At 42.0% G+C, this 19,506-nt stretch carries 17 protein-coding genes; 15 read left to right on the top strand and 2 right to left on the bottom strand.

The window, feature by feature from the left end; translation table 11 throughout:
• Nucleotides 1-75: 75 nt before the first annotated feature.
• The 6 genes from J2T13_RS20270 (at nucleotide 76) to J2T13_RS20245 (ending at nucleotide 6,750) form a co-directional block, all read left to right on the top strand.
• Entirely contained in the window at nucleotides 76-2,946 is a 2,871-nt protein-coding gene (locus tag J2T13_RS20270; protein WP_429374182.1) for an ATP-binding protein, read from the top strand.
• Nucleotides 2,927-4,561: a GGDEF domain-containing response regulator gene (locus J2T13_RS20265; protein WP_429374181.1), complete on the top strand. Its 1,635-nt coding sequence runs from the start codon at nucleotides 2,927-2,929 to the stop codon at nucleotides 4,559-4,561. The genes J2T13_RS20270 and J2T13_RS20265 overlap by 20 nt, the downstream gene beginning before the upstream one ends.
• 14 nt (nucleotides 4,562-4,575) lie before the next feature.
• Complete coding sequence (locus J2T13_RS20260; protein ID WP_429374180.1) at nucleotides 4,576-4,938, top strand: response regulator; 363 nt, start codon at nucleotides 4,576-4,578, stop codon at nucleotides 4,936-4,938.
• Nucleotides 4,939-5,135: 197 nt separating this feature from the next.
• Entirely contained in the window at nucleotides 5,136-5,462 is a 327-nt protein-coding gene (locus J2T13_RS20255) for a hypothetical protein (RefSeq protein WP_429374179.1), read from the top strand.
• 217 nt (nucleotides 5,463-5,679) lie between these two features.
• Nucleotides 5,680-6,012: an antibiotic biosynthesis monooxygenase gene (locus J2T13_RS20250; protein ID WP_429374178.1), complete on the top strand. Its 333-nt coding sequence runs from the start codon at nucleotides 5,680-5,682 to the stop codon at nucleotides 6,010-6,012.
• Nucleotides 6,013-6,069: 57 nt separating this feature from the next.
• Nucleotides 6,070-6,750, top strand: a complete 681-nt coding sequence (locus J2T13_RS20245; protein WP_429374177.1) for a peptide-methionine (S)-S-oxide reductase MsrA — start codon at nucleotides 6,070-6,072, stop codon at nucleotides 6,748-6,750.
• Between the two features lie 30 nt (nucleotides 6,751-6,780).
• On the opposite strand, the gene J2T13_RS20240 is transcribed toward J2T13_RS20245, so the two are convergent.
• Complete coding sequence (locus tag J2T13_RS20240) at nucleotides 6,781-6,984, bottom strand: hypothetical protein (RefSeq protein ID WP_429374176.1); 204 nt, start codon at nucleotides 6,982-6,984, stop codon at nucleotides 6,781-6,783.
• A 1,096-nt stretch (nucleotides 6,985-8,080) separates the two neighbouring features.
• Here J2T13_RS20240 and J2T13_RS20235 point away from each other — a divergent pair.
• Nucleotides 8,081-10,456: a GH36-type glycosyl hydrolase domain-containing protein gene (locus J2T13_RS20235; RefSeq protein WP_429374175.1), complete on the top strand. Its 2,376-nt coding sequence runs from the start codon at nucleotides 8,081-8,083 to the stop codon at nucleotides 10,454-10,456.
• Here the strand turns inward: J2T13_RS20235 and J2T13_RS20230 are convergent.
• Nucleotides 10,453-11,328 carry an AraC family transcriptional regulator gene (locus J2T13_RS20230; RefSeq protein WP_429374174.1) on the bottom strand — a complete coding sequence of 292 codons (876 nt, stop codon included), beginning with the start codon at nucleotides 11,326-11,328 and terminating at the stop codon, nucleotides 10,453-10,455. The genes J2T13_RS20235 and J2T13_RS20230 overlap by 4 nt on opposite strands.
• 227 nt (nucleotides 11,329-11,555) lie before the next feature.
• Between J2T13_RS20230 and J2T13_RS20225 the strand changes: the two genes are divergently transcribed.
• From J2T13_RS20225 to J2T13_RS20190, 8 genes are all read left to right on the top strand, one after another.
• Nucleotides 11,556-12,512 carry an ROK family protein gene (locus J2T13_RS20225; protein ID WP_429374173.1) on the top strand — a complete coding sequence of 319 codons (957 nt, stop codon included), beginning with the start codon at nucleotides 11,556-11,558 and terminating at the stop codon, nucleotides 12,510-12,512.
• 78 nt (nucleotides 12,513-12,590) lie between these two features.
• Nucleotides 12,591-13,361 carry a sugar isomerase domain-containing protein gene (locus J2T13_RS20220; protein WP_429374172.1) on the top strand — a complete coding sequence of 257 codons (771 nt, stop codon included), beginning with the start codon at nucleotides 12,591-12,593 and terminating at the stop codon, nucleotides 13,359-13,361.
• 61 nt (nucleotides 13,362-13,422) lie between these two features.
• The gene (locus J2T13_RS20215; RefSeq protein ID WP_429374171.1) at nucleotides 13,423-14,376 is read left to right on the top strand and encodes a phosphotriesterase family protein; all 954 of its coding nucleotides are present in this window, start codon (nucleotides 13,423-13,425) and stop codon (nucleotides 14,374-14,376) included.
• 124 nt (nucleotides 14,377-14,500) lie between these two features.
• On the top strand, nucleotides 14,501-15,145 hold the full coding sequence (locus tag J2T13_RS20210) for a bifunctional 4-hydroxy-2-oxoglutarate aldolase/2-dehydro-3-deoxy-phosphogluconate aldolase (RefSeq protein WP_429374170.1): 645 nt from the start codon (nucleotides 14,501-14,503) through the stop codon (nucleotides 15,143-15,145).
• 65 nt (nucleotides 15,146-15,210) lie between these two features.
• Nucleotides 15,211-15,993, top strand: coding sequence for an SDR family NAD(P)-dependent oxidoreductase (locus J2T13_RS20205; RefSeq protein ID WP_429374169.1), 783 nt, complete (start codon nucleotides 15,211-15,213; stop codon nucleotides 15,991-15,993).
• 73 nt (nucleotides 15,994-16,066) lie between these two features.
• Entirely contained in the window at nucleotides 16,067-17,359 is a 1,293-nt protein-coding gene (locus J2T13_RS20200; RefSeq protein ID WP_429374168.1) for an FAD-dependent oxidoreductase, read from the top strand.
• A gap of 135 nt (nucleotides 17,360-17,494) precedes the next feature.
• Nucleotides 17,495-19,231, top strand: a complete 1,737-nt coding sequence (locus J2T13_RS20195; protein ID WP_429374167.1) for a sensor histidine kinase — start codon at nucleotides 17,495-17,497, stop codon at nucleotides 19,229-19,231.
• Between the two features lie 28 nt (nucleotides 19,232-19,259).
• Nucleotides 19,260-19,424, top strand: coding sequence for a hypothetical protein (locus J2T13_RS20190; protein ID WP_429374166.1), 165 nt, complete (start codon nucleotides 19,260-19,262; stop codon nucleotides 19,422-19,424).
• Nucleotides 19,425-19,506: the final 82 nt, after the last annotated feature.

Here is a 19,506-nt window from a genome sequence, read left to right as displayed (position 1 = left end):
CTGCATTATTTAAAGGTTAAGAGCGAATATTGTCGAATGATAAGAGTTTAAAGATTATCGAGGGAGATCATTTTAATGGGTAGAATGCTAGAATTCATGAAACATAGTATTAAGAGAAGAATAACCTTTATGATGGTCGTCAGTCTTTTGCTCATTCTGATCAGTGCCATCATCGTGCCATGGAGCACCTTCCTGATTGTTAAGAGTTATGATGAGACAACCCGTAACTTGAGCACAAGTCAGGAACACATTACGGATATTGCTAGCCATACCAATGAAATTATTTTGAGAGTAAGGGGCTATTTCGCATACTTGGATAGTTATGAGTATGAGCAGATATTTAAGGCCAAGGAGGAACTGGACAAGTCTCTAGCTGCGATCAAGAGTACTCCTCTAAGTGATAAAGAGCAGGATCTTGTTCAACGTGTGGAAACCTTCTTTGATAATTATTTAACGAATATCGTACCCAAAGGGGTCGTGTATGCTGAGAATGAAGATTATGAGTCACTACGTAAGCTGATTACGCTTGGGGCTAGTAATCCTGTTAACGATATTATTCTCTATGCCGAACAGTCAGAGAAACAAATCCGAGTACAACTTAATAATGAGAGCCAAAAGTTGCTCCGGAATTTGTTCCTCCAAGGGATCTATTTTATCGTATATATTATTGTCGTCCTTATTATATCTATCGTTACAACTCGAAGGTTAGCGAAGGATATTGGAGATCCGTTAGGCCGCTTATCTCATTATGCACTGAATTACATCAAGGGTGAGACGATACAGGAAGAAATCTTGGCTCGTAAAGATGAAATCGGACTCTTGTCTAGATCCTTGAATAATATGATTTATGAGATTCAAGAAAAGGAAGAAGAGTTGCTTGCTCAGAATGAAGAGCTTCAAGCTCAGCAGGATGAATTACAAGCTCAGCAGGATGAGCTTCAGATGGCACTTGGTAATATGGAAGAGAATGAGGTGTATTTGAACAAGCGTAATTTGTTGATGCAATCATTGGCCAATACGTTGGACAAAAAAGAGCTTCTGAACAGCATTATTCGTAATGTTGTGGAAATTACCCGTTCAGACAAAGGCATTCTGTTATTAATGAATGATTCGAAAGATTATGCGGCTCATGGGATCTCGCAAGAAGAAGCATTACAATTTGTGGATGGATTTGGGCAGAGCGTTGCAGTTCGATCCTTGTATAGTAAACAATTGTATTCCCGGAAAAGGGACGCGACAATCGGAGAGAAGGGTTATATTACAGAAGCCGTGCAGGCTTACGATATCTTCGTTCCTATATTGAAGGGGAATGGGGACGTCGCGGCTTGTATGGTGTTAACTCGTGTGGGCAGTGTGCTTGAGAAGCGAGATGAGAAAGAAATAGCAGGTTTGGCCGGGCAAATATCACTATCACTTGATAAGCTGGAGTTGTTCGAAGTAACGGAAGGGCAGCGGCAGATGACGCAGGATATGTTGAATACAATTCAAGAGGGCGTTCAGCTAATGAACCTTGAGGGGCAGTCTCTCCAGGTCAACCAGAAGTTATATGATCTGATGGAGCTTTCCTATGAAGACTCTGAGCTGAAGGGAGTTCCTCTACAAGATTTCCTGACTCATTTGGCTCCCAAGATTGAGGATTCTGAGTTATTATTTCAATTCATTAGAAATGCGTTAATGGATGGAACCGAACAAGCCCAAAGTATGAATTATGTGCTCAAGAATCAGGATACTCGATATATTCAAATCTATTGGGAACCTATATTCCGAAATAAGCAGAAATTTGGTATTCTACTCGTTCATCGGGACATCACTAAGGAGCATGAGGTAGACCGAATGAAATCGGAATTTGTTAGCACTGTAAGCCATGAATTACGAACACCACTGGCTAGCATTCTTGGTTTCTCGGAGCTATTGCTGCATCGGCAATTAAAGCCTGAACGCCAGCATAAATATATGACTACGATTCATCAGGAAGCCAAACGATTGACGCAGTTGGTCAACGATTTTCTAGATCTACAACGAATGGAAAATGACATGCAGTTCTATGAATTGAAGCCGATAGATATCCTTCCTCTTATAGAGGAAGTTAAGGAATTACAGCAAGCCAGTACAACGAATCATAGAATCATCTGGGGAGCAACTGAGGACACGGCATGGGTGCTCGGTGATCGGGACAAGTTATTTCAAGTGATGGTCAATTTGGTGAGTAATGCGATCAAGTACTCACCAGCCGGTGGTGACATTCATATATCCTCTCGCCAAGAGGGAGATAGTCTGTGGATTGAGGTTGCAGATGAGGGGTTAGGGATTCCCGAACAAGCTCTTTCGAGTCTTTTTGCCAAATTCTATCGTGTTGATAATTCCGATCGGCGTGAAATCGGGGGGACGGGACTAGGGCTCGCTATTGTGAAAGAAATTGTCAATCAACATCATGGTGATGTGAGCGTGAAGTCCCAATTGGGAACAGGGAGCACATTTTCAATGATTCTTCCTGTTTATGTGAGGCCAGTCGTCGAGACAAGTGTGAGTCAAACTGTAGGCAATGCTCATGAAGCCGTGTCCTTAGATGTAATGCTTGTGGAGAACGATTACAGTTTATCGCTTATGCTTCAAGATGAGTTAATGGAGAGGGGATATCGCACAACTGTATTCTCGGACGGGTTGAGCGCGATTCGTGCAATGGAGGATCATCAACCCGATATTATCATCCTAGATTTAAAGTTATCACCGGAAATGAGTGGCTGGGAGGTTATTGAGCGAATGAGAACCTCTGAAAGACTTAAGGGAATCCCAATCATTATTTCCAGTGCCTTCGAAGAGAGGAAGAAAGCATTGCAATGGGGCATTACTCATTTTTTAATAAAACCGTATGTGCCGATTAAGTTGATTGAGACCATTGAAGCTATCATGTGTAAGGAGAAATCTATTGATTATAGAAAAATATAAGCCACTTGTCGAACAAAGGATCAGAAGCTCCTTCGATCAATGGGCGAACAAAGTCTCTGTAGAAGAAAAGGAAATCTATCGATTCCTGCACAATCTTAAGGGTACAGCGGGAACGATCGGAATGAAGGAAATAGAGAAAGAAGCGGAGCTTAAGTTGAATTTGTTCTCAGATACGGGTACCCGGGATTTCAAGTATTCGGAATGGTACGCGTTGCTAGAGTCTCTGTTAGACGATGTTCCAACTCATCTTACGGAGGGTAACCCTTCGGAGGGTGTATTTACTCAACATATCGCGTTATCAGATCTATCAGGAAATCGAATTCTGATTATTGATGATGATGTTGATCTGGCTGCTTATCTAAAAGGGATACTGGAGGAACGAAACTATCCAGTTAATATCGCATTAACAGCAGAGCGGGGATTAAAGCTATTCTACGATTGGAAACCTGACATGATTCTTCTCGATATTCTTCTACCAGATACGAATGGTATGGATGTTCTTAAGCAAATTGTAGAGAAATCTCAACTTGAACATTCACCGATCATTGTCATTAGTAGCGAAGATACGAGAGAGCGCCGAATTCATGCTTATCGCTCGGGAGCGATGGATTTTTTCGGCAAACCCATAGATTCAGAGCTATTGATTGCCTTAATAGATAATCGGTTTCGAATTAAGCAACAATGGGAGCATTCTATCATTATTGACGAGTTAACGGGAATCTATAATCGCAAACATTTCAATCGTATGATTTCACAGCTTATTTCGAATTTCTTGCGAACGAATGCTGTGTTTTCTGTTGTCATTATGGACTTGGATCACTTCAAACAGATTAATGATTCCTATGGCCATCTTATGGGGGATGAGGTGCTAAGAAGTTTTGCTGCAATCGTCATGGATATGAAACGTGAGGAAGATATTTTTTGTCGCTATGGTGGAGAGGAATTTGCACTTCTTCTTCCCAACACGGACAGGGAGCAAGCTCTAGAACTCCTACAGCATATACGGGAGCAGTTCTTAGCTCATGTATTCTCATCCGCGGGTCAGCACTTTATGGTTACTTTCTCAGCAGGAATAACCGATAGTCAAAAGGATAACGCACATATAGATAAGTTGGTTAAAGAGGCGGATCAAGCCCTTTATTTAGGGAAACAATCGGGAAGGAATCAGACGATTCTATTCTCACCACAAATGATTAATAATCATAACCAGCCACGGCTGAATATCCTTGTTGTGGACGATGATCCGTTGATCCGTGATCTCGTGGTCACCCATTTATTACAGTGGCAACAGAATAAGAATATACAAGTGTTGGTGAAGGGATATGAAGACGGTCTCCAATTTATTCATTCGGACTGGTACTCAGAGCAAGATAAATATATTATTTTGCTGGATGGCGCCATGCCGACAATGGACGGAGTAGAAGTGCTAAACAAGCTTCGTGAGGAATATCCAGAACGTAATATTGTGGTTGCGATGCTAACCGCTAGAATTAATCAAACGGATATTATTCATGCGCTACAGCATGGAGCGGATGACTATATCGTTAAGCCTTTCCAAATCTCAGAGTTGCTGTCAAGAGTAGAACGATTAGTGAAAAAGATACTAAATAAATAAGCTATGGAGGTTCTATGAAGAGAATATTGATTGTGGACGACGAGGAAATCCTTCGTATGCTAATCTCAGATACGCTTGAAGATTTAGATGTAGAGATAGATATCGCGGAGGATGGCAGGATAGCTCTTGAGAAGTTAAATCAAGCTCACTATGACCTGATGCTTCTTGATTATATGATGCCAGAGCTAACAGGAATGGAAGTACTGGAACAGCTTCCAGAGGACAAGAAGAATAGGATGCCGATTCTTATGCTTACAGCGAAGGCACAGGACTCGGATCGGACGAAAGCCTTGGATGCTGGAGTTAGCAGATTCATCCCCAAGCCATTTAGTCCATTAGAGCTGTTGCGAGTGGTGGAGGAAATATTGAATAAATGAGAATAAGGGTGCACCATACCGCCATGGTTCACCCCGATCATCAGAGCTCAGCCCATGTGCAGGGCTGGGCTCTTTCAGTAATTATTTCCCGGAAAATGGATTGAATTCCCTGTGCAATATGTGAACACTCTGTTACGATCATGTTGTATATAGTTGTATATATATGTAAAAATGACGGTCCGGAGGTAAATGGACATATGAAAATTAATGGTTTGGATGGGATATCTCAAGAAACATTGGAGTATGAACTGCAACAAGGTGGGAAATTTGTTACCTACACTTACTGTATTTCTATTATATTTATGACATTTCGGAGAAATTCAGATGTGTACTACATAGGTCCGCATATGAGTGCTGTTAGCAAAGGCTTAAAGTTTACACTAATAAGTCTGCTGCTCGGTTGGTGGGGATTCCCGTGGGGCCCCATTTATACGATAGGTGCTCTTTTTACTAATTTTGGCGGTGGAAAAGATGTTACGGAGGAATTATCCCCTACATCAGCAGAAGGAAGTATTGCTTATTAATAACTGATCTATTTTGGTGTTTTCATAAGATTATGGAGTCCTATATGGCAAGGTGCTTCCAGAGAGAGCTGCGGTTGCCGAGCAGGCAAGCTCTTCTGATGGAGACGCCTTTTTTGACAATGATAATCAGTATCACATAAAATAGACATAACATGATGGCTTCGGCTTGCCAGGTTGAATTCGTTTATCCACATAGGAGCATAAGGAGGCGTTAACTTTGTTTGTACAGAATAGAACGATCTTAGTAGAAAAGGGTAATAGTGATAAGGTGATTGCACGTTTTAGCAAGGAAGGCCCACTTGATCATATGGAGGGCTTAATAGATATTAGCGTTATGGTCAATAAGAAGAGTAAAGATAATGAAGAGGTTGTTGTGGTAATCCGTTGGGAGTCTCAGGAGGATTGGAAAAACTGGGAGAAAAGCGATGCTCATATCCAGGGGCACCGTGACAAAAGAGGCCAGGAGTCCCCTGCATTTATTATCAGCACTTTAGTAAATATGTACGAATCACAAATCGTCAAGCGTGGTAAAGCTTACGCGAATCAATAGCATTATATCGATTCTGCAGATCAGATGAAATAATCGCTCACCAACGGAGGGCAAGAGATGAACAATCAGAGCAACATCGAAGATAGCGTCAGCGCACTGTCATTTTCGCAGGATAAGGTCCATACTGCAACTCTGGGTATGGGCTGTTTTTGGAGTCCAGAGGCTTTGTTCGGTCATTTACCAGGTATCATTAGAACACGTGTCGGATATGCTGGGGGAACCTCCACGAGTCCTACGTATCATCAGATGGGAGACCATACGGAGACGGTCGAATGCGACTTCGATCCTATAATAATAAGCTTTGAGGAAATCTTAGATGTGTTTTGGAGCAACCATAATCCTGTGAATATCAATGATTATAGAGGACGGCAGTACAGATCCCTGTTGTTATATCACAATAAGTTGCAGCAAGTAACGATACAGCATGTTATACAGAAAAGACAGAAGCTGGGTATGGGGGTTCCTGAAACAGAGGTGTCCCCTTTTTGTGGATTTACGCTTGCAGAAGATAGGCACCAGAAGTATTATCTGAAAAGATATCCGAACGCGATGGAGAAACTAACGCTTCTGTATCCTGTTCAAGATGATCTATTGAGCTCTACCTTAGCTGCCCGGTTAAACGGATTGGCCAAAGGATATACCAATTTAGAACATATAATAAAGGAAATCAATCAATGGACAATGAGCCTAAGTCATCGAGAAATGATGATTGATCTAGTGAAACAAATTCGGTGGTAAGACAGGTTGTGACAATCAGTCCGAGGTGTGTTACGTTTTTCTTCCTATATATAATAAATGAGATGAGACGCCTAAGACGGAGGGGTCTTTAGCCGTTCTAATTAACAAATCAATAAATTTCTTATACTCTTCCTCGGACTGTTCCGCCCAATATTGTTGTTGCTCGTTAGTCAATATTGCACCAATATTCGTAGAACCAATCAGAGCCATCGTTTCAAACCCATTACTCTCCATAAAAGGTTTTATTTCCTCAACATCAAAGTAGTAAACTCCTGTGAATCTCCCTTGATCACTATGATTGAAAATCCCGGTATCATGAAATTGATTTATTGAATCTATATTGTCGTTAGGTTTCCATAAATTAACCTTCCTGAGTAATCAACTATTTGTTATTCATGCTTTAGATTTAGTATATATCCGAAAATCTAGGCTACCTATGATAGATCTTTCTAAAATACAATTAAGATCATAACATGATGAGCAGTCAATCTATTATTTCCATCAGAGATGTTTATTGATTCGTCTCATGAATTGACCCACATGGAGCTTAATCCGATAGAATTTTTCAAAAAAGACATTGTTGACCACATCTGCTTTGAGCCAAAGGCGTAATCCTTCGACCTGATTGAGATTAGGGCTATATGGCGGCATAAAGCAAGTGAGTTTGTTCCTTCTCTAAGAGCAGAGCGTATAGAAATCGAATCCAATTCGCAATATCTGCTTTTCCTTCTTCCTGGTGATGTATTTGCCCGGGTTTGTGGTTAATTAATCGCTCCGAACAACTTGGATGCTAATGCTTGCCATATGTCGGCACTCTGTGTTTTTTGCCATGCGGAGACCAGTTATACTGCAGCGCTTGATAGGAACGAATGATCGACTCGGATTCAAACAGCAGACGCGTTGAATTTCTTAGTTGGGTCTTATATACAAAGGAAATAAGATTCAAGACAGTTGGAAAATTATAATAACAATACAAAATAACTTGTCCCAAACTTGCAGTTCATTTTGCATGAAAATAGTTCCTAAGCAAGTGTAATATATTAAATCTGAAGATAGTGTAAGTGATTGTGAATAGAGGTGAAGATATTGTTTTGTGCTGGAAATATAATAATAGTTAAGAAAAGAAAAGAAAAAGAGGAGGTCTATACTATTTAAGCGATTGAGAAAAAGCAAAAAATACGTCGTTTTGATTATTATTTTGAGGAAGTAGGAATGACCCCTATGACTGCCCGTAGTGCAAGGATTGTGTCGGGTGGCGCTACGGTTGCTTCTGAATTTAAAAATACAATAAATTATGTTTGAGGCGAATTTTAAAAAAACGGTTTATACCTTGAACAAAGCGAAAGGAATGGATATAAAGATGAATAACACAGCTCATCAGAAAGTGGAAAAAGATTTGATGTCGTCTACTCATTCAAGTGTCTCATCTATTCAAAACGTCACGGGTGCTCATAACAACGAAATAGGTAATTGGATGAGGGATGCAGAAGGAATGCCTTGTTTTAATTACATTGGAAAAATTCCGTATTCCTCTATTTTACCCGACGGTACAAAGGTGAAATTGCCTGATGACCCGTGGTTCCTGCTGGGAAATTACCAACTGACGCTTTTTACTCATGTCAGCGGTGAGTATGAGCTGATTACGGGGCAACGGTCCTGGGGACGTGTGAACCAAGGCGTAAAGAGGAATTCCGGGATGAATCGATCTGTGCTGGAAATTCTGGACAGAGGGAGTGTAAAGGAGTCCATCCCGTTGACTGGTATTAACTCCCTGGCGGCTGATCCGTCTGTCTGTAAACGCATATTCGGTTGCGGTTTTGCGGATTATTCTTACGCTATCGGAGACCTGTCGGTTGAAAGAAACTTATCCGTAAAGCCGTCGAGCACTCCTTATAACGGGACATCGGCTTTCCTGCTCACTGTGACGATCTGCAACAGAGCCAGCCAAATGGTGGATTTAGCTTATACTGAAGCGGTAACCGCAAATTACGAGGAAATCCAATACCAAGCAGTACCTCCTGAAAACAAAAAGGTAAAATACGCTAATTCTATATTCTATGATAAAGAAAATCATCTGATCGGTGTCAATACAGAAAGTATATCGGAGGATCCGCTACTGTTCCCATCCAGGGAGTCCATGTCTATGTACGAAGGGTTTCCTCCATCTTTGTTCATCCAATCGGTTTCAGGTGATGCGGCCTTGTCTGATAGTAACAATGAAATTGCTGCAAGACATACGTTTACATTGCAAGCCGGTGAAAAGAAAGTAATCCGAATGATCATTGGTTTTGCCTTTGAGGACGGGGCCTCTTCAATTGGAAGTATTATTAAGGAACTGACGGTGGAACCTGAAAACGGATACATTTCCGTTGAGCATGCCCCGGCTTCTGCTTTTTCCGAATACTGGATGGAGGTTCTTCCTGCATTTGACGACGAGCAGGACGATGAGCTAAGGCAGGAATTGAGATGGCACGCTTACACTCTGGAAGCAATGGCAACCTACAGCGATTATTATAAAGAGACTAAAATTCCTCAGGGTACCATATACGATTACGATTGGGGAGTTCACGCCAGTGCTCGGGATAACTTCCAACATGCACTTCCGCTTGTTTACTACAATCCGCAGCTTGCGCGTAGTGTACTTCGCTATATGCTCAAGCGAACTACACCGTTCGGAGATATCCTTTTGATGGAGAAAGGCAATGGATATGCCGGTAATGAGAGATACTTTGCGAGCGACCAACAATTGTTTTTCTTTATGCTGCTTTCCGAGTATCTGCGGGTCACCGGGGATTATGAGTTTCTGAAAGATGAGGTTGAACCTTATCCGGTTGTTAATCAGGCCAAGACGACCGTACTAAATTTGTTGGAAAAATGTTTTATATTCTTGCGTGATGATATCAGAGTAGGTTCTCACGGTCTGGTCAGGCTGCTCAATTCGGATTGGAATGACGCTGTCTATTATATCGTTGATGTTCCATACAATACTGTTCTATTCACCGGTGAGTCGCACATGAACTCTGCTATGGCAATCAGCATTCTCCAAGATTTAATTCCTGAATTGCATAATGCGGGAAACATACCGGCAATGGAATCCTCCAGACCGAAAATTGAAAAGCTCTGCAAAAGTATGAAGCTGTACCGTTCGTCTGTTCTGGAGGCTTTTATGAAGGACTTGGGCGATCGAACATTTCCTCGCCGGATGTATTTCAATGGTAAAGCATATGGTGATGACAATATGTTTCTTGAACCTCAAGGTTATACTTTGCTGATAGACGAGCTTCCGGAACCACGGAAAAAAGTATTGTACAATGAAATGCTTCAAAGGGTCTATTCTGGAGAAAAGTTAGGCGCCCGTGAACAGGAAACGCCTGAATTTGAAGATGAGCACTTTGATAAAGGCTCACGGGAAAACGGAGGATTCTGGTGGGCATTGAACGGTCCTGTCATCTTGGGAGTATCACAATTTGATAAAGCGGAAGCAAGGCGTTTGATAAAGAACATGACGTTCAGCAACTATGCCAAGTCTTTCCCAGAATATTGGTCGTCTTACTGGTCCGCAGCTGACAATGTGGAGTCATCACTGATTCCCGAAGAGGGATTACCGGACCAGTCCAACGACTATTCCAACATACCGGTGTTCTGCGCTCATCCCCACGCCTGGATTTTATACTGCTGGTTGAGACTGAACGAACGATCTGCCTAATAAATTTGCCTTCTATACTCTTGTGGAGTCATCCCGAAATGCTTTCTGAAGGTTCGATTAAAGTAAGATACATTATTGAACCCGGAGTCAACAGCTATGCTAATTATACTTTCTTCAGAAGTAGTGAGCTTGAGGCAGGCATATCTTAACCTTCTTTTAATGATATAAGAGGATACTGGATAATTCATTACTTGATGGAAGTATGTTGAAAAATAGTTTGGGTTCATGTGTACTATATTAGCTAATTGATTAAGTGTTATAGGTTCTTTAAAGTGCTTGTCTATATAGTTGATTGCATCAATAATCCGTATATATTCATTTTGAAATTGAAGCACCTTTTCAGAATACTGGCTGGTTGCCTCGAAGCAGCGGTACAGAATTGCGAGCAGCTTTAGAAGGAGCGCCTTTATAACGAGTTTATATCCGGTTGCTTGTGAATTCCATTCATGTTCAATTTCAAAAATAATATGGGCTATATTTTCTGAGATATGATTGTCAATGGACAGACGATGCTTGAAGTCGTCTGTCCATTCATAAAATGCCTTAATATACTGATAATCCATCTGCTCATTCTGCCAGATCAGGTCAGGATCAAATACAATGATCTTGAGTCTCATATCCTTCGAGGTACTCATAGCAGCGTGGTATTCGTAATTATTGATGATGAATATATCATTCTTTTCAATGGGATAAGTGCTGTCGCCGATGTAATATATGCCACCAGATGCCATAGCATAATTGATCTCCAAACAATGATGATTGTGCATTGACATTTTTTCGTTTTTGTAATCATCGCTAGAAAACCCTTTTCCATTAAACACTGCGAATGGAAAGTTTTTTTCTAGAGTTATCAATTCAGTTTTGTATTCCATCGAATATTCCCTCTTTATATATAGTGATGTTAATTTGTCTAAATGTGCAATTGTTCTCATTCAAATATAACTTCTCAATAAATATAGTATGTGATATCTGAAGATAGTGCAATTGTTTGTAAACAAGGGCAAAGATAACTTGTTGTTCCGGCAATATAATAGAAGTGAATAATGAAAAATATTATTTGAATGCACTGACTTTATTATCCTAAGGAAGCAGGAGTGACATGAAATATTATGTTGGTGTTGATTTAGGTGGTACTAATATTGCCGCCGGAGTCGTAGATGAAAACTATCAGATTATATCAAGGCATCATGTTAGAACTTATGCGAGTAAGACGTTTGAGGAACTCATAGCTGATATTGCAAAGGCGGTATATGATGTCGTCGATAAAGCTAATCTTTCTATGAGTGAGATTGTATCGGTTGGACTGGGGACACCAAGCTGCATAAATCCGGAAACGGGCATGCTGGTGCATGCCAATAATTTAAACTGGGAAAATGTACCTCTACCAAAAGAGATGGAAAAGCATTTTCAAGTTCCTGTATTTATACGAAATGATGCAGATTGTGCTGCACTTGGAGAAGTACTTGCAGGTGCAGCTAGCAAATATGACAATGCATTGATGGTGACACTTGGGACAGGTGTTGGTGGCGGTATCATTATGGATAAGCAAATATTCAACGGTAGTGACCATATGGGGGCGGAAGTTGGACATACAAAGCTTGTATATGAAGGAATTAAATGCACCTGTGGCCAATATGGCTGCTTTGAATCCTATGCATCAGCGACAGCACTGATACGACGGACCAAAGAAACCATGCAGCAACATCCGGAAAGTATTATTAATGATCTATGCGAAAACGATACGGACGCTGTAGATGCGAAGATGGTGTTTGATGCGGCACAGCTTGGAGATGTAACCGCGCTTGGACTTATAGATCAGTATATTAATTATGTGGCAGCTGGACTTTCAACACTTATAGTTATATTTCGTCCACAGGTTATCATAGTTGGCGGAGGTATCAGTAATCAGCGTGAATACCTTATCGATCCGTTGAAGAAGAAATTAATTAGATATACATTTGCTGCGGAGAAAATAGGCGTTCCGCATGTGATTGCTGCCGAACTTGGAAATGATGCAGGAATTATCGGAGCAGCCATGATTGGATGTCAGACATAAGAATTAGTAAACAGGTATTACTTAACACCATCTACAAGGTGATTAAATATAAATTATATCAAAGGATGGGATCTAGACATGGAAAAAGTATATAACGATTATTTCAAGGCAGGAGAAAAAATTATTCGGGACATTCACGATACGCAGATTGAAAACATTGAAAAAGCTTCGCAATTGTTTGCACGGAATATTGCATCTAATGGCTTGGTGCATATGTATGGATCTGGACATTCGCGCATGGCCGTTGAGGAAGTCTTTCCGCGTTACGGAAGTTATCCCGGTTTTCATCCCATTGTTGAACTGTCGATGACTTTTCATAATCAGGTGGTAGGCGCGAACGGTCAGCGTCAAGCGATGTTCATCGAAAATATAGAGGGCTTGGCGAACCGGATTTTGCGCAATTTTGTGTTTAAGCCTGAGGACAGTTTTCTGTTATTCTCGACTAGTGGAACAGGCAACGTTGTTATTGATATGGCTTTAGAAGCACGTGAACGCGGATTACCGATAGTAGCTATAACGGGAGTGGAGAATAGCACTAAATCTGCTGCCAAACATTCAAGCGGCAAGAAGTTGCTTGATCTAGCAGATATTATCATTGATACATGTGTTCCTCCTGGTGATGCAGCCGTTCACATTGACGCTTTGAAATATCCGGTAGGGCCAACATCCACAATTGCTAACACTTATATTGTGAATTTAATTAAGGTTCGTACTGCCGAACTGTTGACTCAAGCTGGGCAACCACCGCTGGTGCTGACAAGCGCACACTTTATCGGCAAAGAAGCCTCGGAACAAATCTTTGAAGAGACCTATGACGATTACCGCAGAAGAGTGTGGCGCAATCAATAAGTAGGAACTAATAAGAGTAGAATTCAAAGAGTGCGGCTAAACGAAGAAAGAAGGTAATAAATTGACTGGAAAATATATTCAATCTACTTCTGGAAAAATACCGGTTAGCGATATTAGTTATGCTCATAGCCATGAACATCTGTATACGTATGCAACACCGACTATAGCAGCTGAAAAACCTGAAATGGTTCTGGATAGTGTTGATGAAATAGGTGAAGATATCCGGCTCTTTAAAGCTGCCGGCGGAAATATGATTGTTGATATGACGACTGTGGATTATGGCAGAGATGTTGCGAAATTGAATGAAATCGCTGTGAAATACGGTATTTACATTATTGCAGCCGCAGGATTCAATAAAGGATCATTTAACAGGAGTCTACTTGAAAACCAAAAGATTGTTGATGTGACTGCCCAGTTGCTGGACGAGCTTTACAATGGTGTTGAAGAAACAGGAATATTGCCTGGTGTTCTGAAAATTGGTACCAGTCTTAATGTCATAACACCATGGGAAGAAATTGGGTTGCGTGCTGTCGCTCAGGCAAGTAAAGAGAGCGGGGTTCCCGTCTCTACACATACTCAGGAGGGAACCATGGCTGAAGAGCAACTTGACTTATTCTTGGAGGAAGGACTACCTGCACAGAATATCGTGCTTTGCCATCTGGATCAGAACCCTGATCTGGAACTGCACAAAAGACTTGTCGAAAGAGGCGCATTTCTAAGCTACGATTCGATTCCCAAACCTCAATATAAAACGGAGCAACGCTCAATCGAGTTTATATCCGAACTGGCCAAAGCGGGACTCCATACCCAAATCGTGGTGGGAGGGGATTTTTCCAGAAAAGGGTATTATAAGGGCTATGGTGGGACTATTGGGCTTGATTATATACTGAAAGTTTTTATCCCCAAACTCCGGACATTTCTTGAACATAAGGGTCAAGATGCCCAAGGTATTATTGACGATATTATGAGGGAGAATCCCAAACGGGCATTTGCTTTACGAAAAATTGCAAACTAACGGCCAAAATCAGAGGGGAAAGCTTGCGATATAAGGAAAATTGAACAAATTCAGAGAGAGGTAATGACCAGAGAGAAAATGCCGTCGTATTAATTCATGAGCATTAAATAAAGGTGGGTTAAGAATGGAAACTTTAGAGGTCATTAAGACAACAGGCGTAGTAGCGGTTATACGGGGAGCAACAGCGGAAAATATTGTACCCGCAGCACGCGCTTTGAGCAATGGCGGAGTTAAACTGCTGGAAATTACCGTTGAAAGCCCGGGAGCTTTGGCGGCGATTGAAAAAGTTGCATCTTGTGTGAGTGACGTGATTGTTGGGGCCGGCACAGTATTGGACAAAGAAACTGCGAGGATGGTAATTTTGTCTGGTGCTAAGTTTGTTTTTTCTCCAACGATGTCGCCAGAAGTAATTACTATGGCTAAGCGTTACGGAGTTGTTAGTGTTCCCGGGGCGTTTACGCCAACAGAGATTCTAAATGCGTACGAGTATGGAGCGGATCTTATCAAAGTCTTTCCGATTAACGTTGCGGGACCGCGTTACATCAAGGATTTGCATGGTCCGCTTCCTCACATTCCATTAATGGTTACCGGAGGCATAGAAGCTTCAAATGCGGGAGAATACATTAGGGCAGGGGCTGTTGGCGTAGGCGTAGGCAGTTCACTGGTTAATATGAAGAATAAGATGAGTGAATCTTATCTGCAAGAGATCACTTCCAATGCCAATCGGCTGATTAGTATTGTAAAGGAAGCAAAAGGGTTAACGAACTAACTGACTCATAAGTGTAATTTATAATTTTTAGTAAATAGAAATTAGATAATTAGGAGTGAATGCAATTGAGCTTCACTAACAAAGTGGTGGTTGTTGTTGGCGGAACCGGAGGAATCGGTATGGAAACATCCTATCGGTTCATGGAAGGGAAAGCGCAGGTTATTGTGATTGGCAGAACAGAGGCTGAAACAGATTCGGCAGTACAGTTATTGAAACAACGGTCAACGGGAGACGCTGCGGTCCGGGGGCTGTATGGGGATGTCACCAACCACGAAGACGTTCAACACATCTTTAATTGTATTAAGAATGAATACTCAAGAATAGATATTCTGGTTCATATCGTCGGGATCAGCGGGAGAAAATGGGGAGACGGACCTCTTGCCGAGTGTAAGGAAGAGGGGTGGGATATAGTCATGAATACGAATGTCAAAAGCGTATATTTGACCAACCACTTTGCACTACAGATGATGCAGGATCAAAAGAGCGGATCGATCATTAATATCTCCTCTGTTCTTGGCATAGTCGGAGCACAAGCCCATTTTACAACGCATGCCTATGCGGCTAGCAAAGGAGCTATCATCTCGTTGAGCAAAGCGGCGGCTGTATACTACGCAAAGGATAATATTCGGATAAATGTTGTTTGTCCGGGTTTGCTGGATACTCCGATGTCGCAAAGAGCAATTAGCGATGAGATTATACGGGAAGCACTCACGCATTTTCAGCCTCTAGCTCCTCATGTCGGATATCCCGAGGATGTGGCCAATGCCATACTGTTCCTTGCTTCCGATTCGGCTAGATTTATGACAGGTGTTGTTCTGCCAGTGGATGGAGGTTGGACAGCACAATAGTAGAACAACAAGTGAAGAAATGCATTAATCGAATTCAATATTGCCACCATAGTTCTAAGGGGAGGTTCACTTAATGACTACTAATATTATGGAAACGGATGTACTGGTTATCGGTGGCGGCGCTGCCGGAACAATTGCCGCTATATCTGCGGCAAAAAGAGGTCTGGATGTTGTTTTAATTGAATCACAAGGTTGTTTGGGCGGTTCCAGAACGGCTACCGGAGTGGATACATTTTATGGTTTCTATACACCTGGGGAAAAGAAGCAAAGACTCGTTGGAGGAATTCCGTGGGAGGTCGTTACCAAGTTGTACGAAGAAGGTGCTTGTTTTGAACGGCCAAATACTTACGGAGCAGGGACCGGGATTACCTATGATGTAGAAAAATTAAAGGTGATTTATGAAGAAATGGCAATTCATGCTGGCGTTAAGCTGCTGTATCATACGTATGCATGTCAAGTAGATGTACAAGAGGGAAATATTGTTGGAGTTGTCATCGCTAACAAAAGCGGCTTAACCCAAATCAAGGCAAAATGTTATATTGATACTTCCGGAGATGGAGATATCGCTGCAAGAAGCGGTGCCCCTTTTGAAAAGCTCAAAGAGAATGAACTTCAATCTCTGACCACCATATTTAATATGGGCAATGTTAATGTAGAAGAGGCCAAGAAAACAAGTCATGCAGAATTGGTCAACAAAATGAAAGAGGGTAATCGTAGTGGGAATTATACGTTGCCTAGGGAAGATGGTTCCTGGCATGTGACGCCAAATTTAGGGGTCATACAGACGAATATGGTCCGAGTTCCGTCCGTGGATGCTACTGATCCCTTTGCCCTGACACTCGCCGAGATTGAAGGCAGAAAACAAACACAAGAGTACGTAAGATTTCTAAAAAATGAAGTTTCAGGATTTGAGCATTCGTTTTTGATTTCTACTAGCCAATACATCGGAGTACGCGAAACTCGCCGTATTTTGGGGGAATATATCCTGACGGAGGAGGATGTAATCCATGCGGCCAAATTCCATGACGCTATTGCTTGCTGCGGTGCGCCTGTCGAGGATCATACTTCCGGTGTCGGTACTCGGTGGGCATATGTACAAGGAGACGGATTCTATCATATTCCTTTCAGAACGCTTATTCCCAAAAAGGTAAATAACTTGTTGGTGGCTGGCCGCTGCCTGTCTGCAACGCATGGGGCGCACGCTTCCGCAAGAAATTCAGCTCAATGTATGGCAATGGGACAAGCGGCAGGAGTAGCGGCTGATCATTTTATTCAGGAGGGAAAACCTTTCAGTGAACTGGATTTTCCGAAATTAAAGGATGCCCTTCTAGCACAAGATGTTATTTTAGGCTGTCTCGAAGAGTAAGTTTTAATTCAATAGTTCAATAAACTGTATAGTGTTGTCTAAAGCGGATTAATAGTTTCGCTACATAAGAGGCTATTTATCCGCTTTTTTTATTGATAAATGTAACGCCGGATCCAAGGAAGGGGATGGATCAGAATGCTCCACTTACAGGACTTTCGACGATCATCCATCCGGATGAAAATGTTAACGGGCTTGTTCCTGATCGTCATACCGCTCATTGGTTTTATCATTTGTTCAAATCTCTATGCGATTGAAGTTGTCCGCAATCAGGTCGCCAAATCCAACAAAGACCTCCTGTCCCTGTACCGGGACCAACTTGATGCCCGGTTACAGGAAGTCAACAACTATCTCATCGGCATTATGCTTGAACCGGACTTGTCGAATCTGGAATTTGTGGTAAACCCGGAGCAGCGTACTTTATCTACACAACGTATCTACACCAACCTCTCTAACGCTATTTTGCGATATCCGGTACTGGACGGGCTTTTTGTGTACATTCCTTCCGACGATAATTTTCTATACTCGTTTACAAGCCGTTCCACCATGTACGACCGCATGTATATGAAATCCCTAGTATCTGCGACCATAAGCCAAAGCCCAAACCCGGTCAGCGGGAACCACAAAGACTGGTATGTTCAGAAAAACGGCGATCAGGTGTATATTGTCCGTTATCTTATGCTAAATAATGCTTCAATCGTCGGGGCGTGGTTCAATGCCAGTTCCTTGCAAACACCGCTGGACTTGCTAGAGATAGGTGAGCAGGGTGCGGCTTTGCTTGCCGATGATCGTGGAAGCACAATCACTAAATTGGAATTTGTTAGTGGAAAGGGTATCGAAATTCGGCCTGATGCGTCATCTTACTATATGACGGGAACGAAGCGCCGTTATATTTCCGTCGGTGAACGATCACATGAGGGTAATTTCATCCTGTATGCCTTTATTCCGGAAAACAGGATTTTGCAACACTTGCCTACGTTAAAGATGATTTCTTACTTTCTTCCTTTTGCTTCGATTGTCATTCTTCTGCTTGGTTTACTCTTCCTCCGGAAAATATTGTTGCTTCCATTGAACAGACTTATTAAAGTTATGAACCGGATTAAACAGGGCAATTTGGATATGCACATTAAGCAGGAGGCCACCTCAATGGAATTCCAATTGGTCAACGAAACGTTCAACAACATGATGGAGCAAATAAAAAATTTGAAGATCAACGTATACGAAGAACAGCTGAATAAACAAAAGGCGGAGCTTCAGCATTTGCAACTGCAAATCAAGCCTCATTTCTTCATAAATACGCTCAATATGATGCATACGCTAGCCCGGATGAAAGATGCGGTACGTATGGAAGAAATGTCGCTTTGCCTGATCCAATATTTTCGCTATATGTTCCAAAGTAATCTGACTGTTGTTTCGCTTGAAGAAGAATTGAAGCATGTCAGAAATTATTTGCGCATTCAGGAGATGCGTTATCCCGATTTGTTGAAGTATGAGATCAAGGTGCCTGATTTCCTGATGGGAACGCCCGTCCCGCCTCTTATTATTCATACGCTTGTAGAAAATGCTATCAAACATGCCGTTAATCTGGATGATCCCGTCTGGATTTATATCGATATGGAGATGATGGAGCCGCCGGATTCCGTCTTGTTGATTCAGGTCTGGGATACCGGTCCGGGCTTTAAGGCAGGAGTAATCCAACAGGTTGACAATGACAAGCGGATACTCGATGAAGAAGGGGAGCATATCGGCATTTGGAATTTGAAACAGCGTCTAAAGCTGCTGTACGAAGATCAGGCGGCCGTTGTGCTAAGCAACTTGCAGCCGCATGGAGCCAGCGTCGAAATTTCGCTCCCGTTCACGCCAACTTCAAGGTAGATTTAAGTGCAGGGGGAGGCTATTCAATATGCTAAGTATATTAATTGTAGATGACGAGAAGCTGCTAACCGATTCACTTAAAGAGGATACTGATTGGGCAGCAATGGGAATAGGGCCGGTCTATACAGCCTACAATTCGCGCCAGGCGAAGCAAATGTTCGAGCGGGAAGCGATTAATCTGATGTTGAACTAAACCGCTACGCGGTAGCTTTTCAAATCCTACAAACCTTTAGTGCCATTCACCAAGCCTTCCTTTATCATCTAGTGAAAAAGGA

This window comes from Paenibacillus sp. DS2015 (assembly GCF_050433705.1).
Lineage (GTDB): Bacteria > Bacillota > Bacilli > Paenibacillales > Paenibacillaceae > Paenibacillus_AQ.
Note: the sequence above shows the minus strand (reverse complement) of the source record. Positions and strands in the feature narration are given on the sequence as shown.